Source organism: Chthonomonas sp., from assembly GCF_035294165.1.
GTDB lineage: Bacteria > Armatimonadota > Chthonomonadetes > Chthonomonadales > Chthonomonadaceae > Chthonomonas.
Genome location: NZ_DATGLN010000127.1, coordinates 1 through 2,664, shown reverse-complemented (window position 1 = coordinate 2,664; position 2,664 = coordinate 1). Strand labels below are relative to the sequence as shown.

Below are 2,664 nucleotides of genomic sequence, written 5' to 3'. Positions count from 1 at the left end.
GGCCTTTTGCCGGGCAAGGCTGGTGGCGGGCGCCGAGATGGTGCTGGATGTGCTCGACTTCGATACCCACTGCAGGAACAGCTGCCTTGTGTTGACGGGCGAGGGCAAGCTGGATGGGCAGACGCTGCACGGCAAGGCCATTATCCGCGTGGCGCGGCGGGTCGCACGACTGGGGTTAGACGTTCCTGTCGTGGCTCTGGTCGGTGCAGTGGAGGCAGAGGCGGAGGAGACCCTCTTTGCGGAGGGAGTGCACGCGGTTCTGCCTATCGTCGAGGGGGCTTGCACATTGGAGGAGGCGATGGGCCAAGCGTATCCTCTTTTAAGGCGTGCCACACGGCGCGCGCTGCGCTGGATGCTGGTCGGGCAAAAGGGACTGCCTACCGATGTAAGGCATGCCCCTTTCATTCTATGAGGCAACGGCCATGGTAAGGAAGAGTGCAAAGCGTTTTGCTTGGATGCTTGCCGGTCTTTTAATCGTTTACAGTGCCGTGAGGCTGATGGCGCAGCCGGTAACGGATGACGGCGTGCCGACCTATCTGCTTCGGGTGACGAACACGCTCTACGCTCCGGTCGAGATGAGTGTGGACGGTGGCAAAACCTTTTTGGTGATCGGGCGGGTTATCCGTTGCGCCACCATGGTTGGGGCCGACGGAGCGGCGCGGCAGGCCGGCAGGGTAATACGAAGCGGTCATGAGGGGATTGCGATCTCTTTGGGAGGGAAACGGATTTTAAAGTTATTGCCGCAGCTGGCAGTTGCCAAGGCGTGCTTGGAACCGTGGGCCATCTACACGAATATCGCGGAGGGCAAAGGGATATTTGGAACGCTTGGTCCGTCGGTCGGCACCAAGGTGCTTTTGCCTCTGAGTGCGTTGAACACGGCTGTGTCCTATTCGCCGCAGATCGGCGATGTGTTTGAGTTTACGGTAGACCGTATGCCGCCTCCTTCCTTCGAGCCAAGTGCGGCAAGCCGTCTGAATGATTGGAAGGTGCAGATCGCCCAAGCGATTCAGGTGATGGCAAACGACTATGCCGCCGGGGCCGTAGCGCGGGCGCAGGCGGAGCATCGGCTTATTGTCTCCGGTTTTCTCACGTTGAAGGCCAAGCTCCCTGAGGGGGAGCCGGACCCTATCGAGTTCGTGCGGTTTTTAGTGGATGGTACCGTGGTGCAGTTAACGAATGTGCCTCCATTCGTTTACAGATGGGATACGCGTAGTGTGGCGGACGGTGAACATGCGGTGGAGATAGATGCGCTCGATAGGAATGGGAAGCTTATCACTCAAGCGAGCGCGCTTATTGTGGTGCAGAACCATCCCGCTACAAGCGCGGCCTCGGCGCCTTAGTGTTCTAGAGCAAGTCAGCAAAGTGAGCTTACCTTGTTCGCCCCCTATCCCGTTCTTTCGTCCTCTCGGGCAGCCATGCAGTGGTCTTAGCAGATGAGGGGAAGGCGCAGTGCGCAGCACCGTCGGCTTTGAGGGGGAGGGCGCCCTGCCCCAGAAAATCGCAAGATTTTCTGGGGACCCCTGTATCGGCCATGAAAGCTGGCGATACGACTGTCATTTCGAGCCGAAGACGAGAAATCTTGAGTTTAACTTCTCACCAGTTCTGAGGGGAAGGGCGTCGGTCTTGAGGGGAAAGGCGCCGTCCTCTTTGGCGTGTTGAAAGAGAGAGGGGGGAGATTCCCCTTAACGGACGTGCTCGCCGTCCAAACGATTTGTTCTTAACGAAATAGAGACGGACAGGAAAGGAGGAAGCGCCATAAAACCGTTCGCCACAAGGCGGCGGTTTGCGCGCGCAGAGGAGAATGAACAGTTTTTTGTCGCACCTTGTGCCCTTCGCGTTGGGGTTTGTGGGTGGGGTTTTGCATCGGATGTTGACGATTCGGGCCGACCAACTCAAGATCAAAAGCAAAGTTGTGCCTGAGGTGGTGCGGCCTTTGGTGCAAGAGGAGTTGCAGAAGGTGGTTCCGGTGTTGGCGCAACAGGTTCAGACTTGGGTGGACGGCGCCATTCAGCGTACCGCCAAGAAGTTAGAGGGAGCATCCAATTCCAATTCCTAGCTTTACATTGCCCACCGGTGCATTTTAGGCATCGGTGGGCAAGCAAACCTCCTTGTTTTTCGGTTTGTCACAGCAAAAACCGGCAATTTTGTAAGGGTATTTCGGACTTTTTCTGGGTTTTTCTCTGTCTAACCGATTAGGAGGGTTTTTGTGTGCCGGCTTTGGTAAGGTTTGGCCTGTAACGAAGAGGGAAAACAGACGTTTTGAGAGGAGATGACGTTGCTAGAGGGAGTAGATATAAGTCACGACGACAACGACATTGATTGGGAGCTAGTACACCGCGGGGGCATCGTTTTCGCCTTTTGCAAGGCGACAGAGGGCACGGCTTATGGGGACCCCTCTTTGGCCGCAAACCTCTCCGGAATGAAAACCGCAGGTTTGGTGCGCGGAGTATACCACTACTTCCGTTGCGATGAGCCGGGGGGATGGCAGGCCGAAGTTTGTCTTCGTAATGCCCGCCGCGCCGGCTACGACCCGGCCAAAGACCTGCCCATCGCGCTCGATTTGGAAGATGAAGAGGGTGCCCGTCGCGTGGGCAAAGCGCGCATGCAGTTTGCCGTCTCCATGTTCCTTATCACCGCAAGGAACCTGATCGGCAAACTGCCCAT

The 2,664-nt window shown here is 57.0% G+C and carries 4 protein-coding genes; all 4 read left to right on the top strand.

Going from position 1 to position 2,664, the window contains the following annotated elements; all coding sequences use genetic code 11:
* Nucleotides 1-412: glycerate kinase (locus tag VKV29_RS06325; RefSeq protein WP_324200461.1), on the top strand; the 412-nt coding region annotated here is incomplete at its 5' end.
* Between the two features lie 10 nt (nucleotides 413-422).
* A complete protein-coding gene (locus VKV29_RS06320) occupies nucleotides 423-1,340 on the top strand; it encodes a hypothetical protein (protein ID WP_324200460.1) in 918 nt (305 codons plus the stop codon).
* 461 nt (nucleotides 1,341-1,801) lie between these two features.
* Nucleotides 1,802-2,056, top strand: coding sequence for a hypothetical protein (locus VKV29_RS06315; protein ID WP_324200459.1), 255 nt, complete (start codon nucleotides 1,802-1,804; stop codon nucleotides 2,054-2,056).
* Between the two features lie 219 nt (nucleotides 2,057-2,275).
* Nucleotides 2,276-2,664 (top strand): glycoside hydrolase family 25 protein (locus VKV29_RS06310; RefSeq protein ID WP_324200458.1); only part of this gene is annotated, 389 nt, incomplete at its 3' end.

Excerpts from the sequence above, each read along its gene's own strand:
- VKV29_RS06320 (WP_324200460.1), top strand. The coding sequence starts at position 423 with ATGGTAAGGAAGAGTGCAAAGCGTTTTGCTTGGATGCTTGCCGGTCTT.
- VKV29_RS06315 (WP_324200459.1), top strand. The coding sequence starts at position 1,802 with ATGAACAGTTTTTTGTCGCACCTTGTGCCCTTCGCGTTGGGGTTTGTG.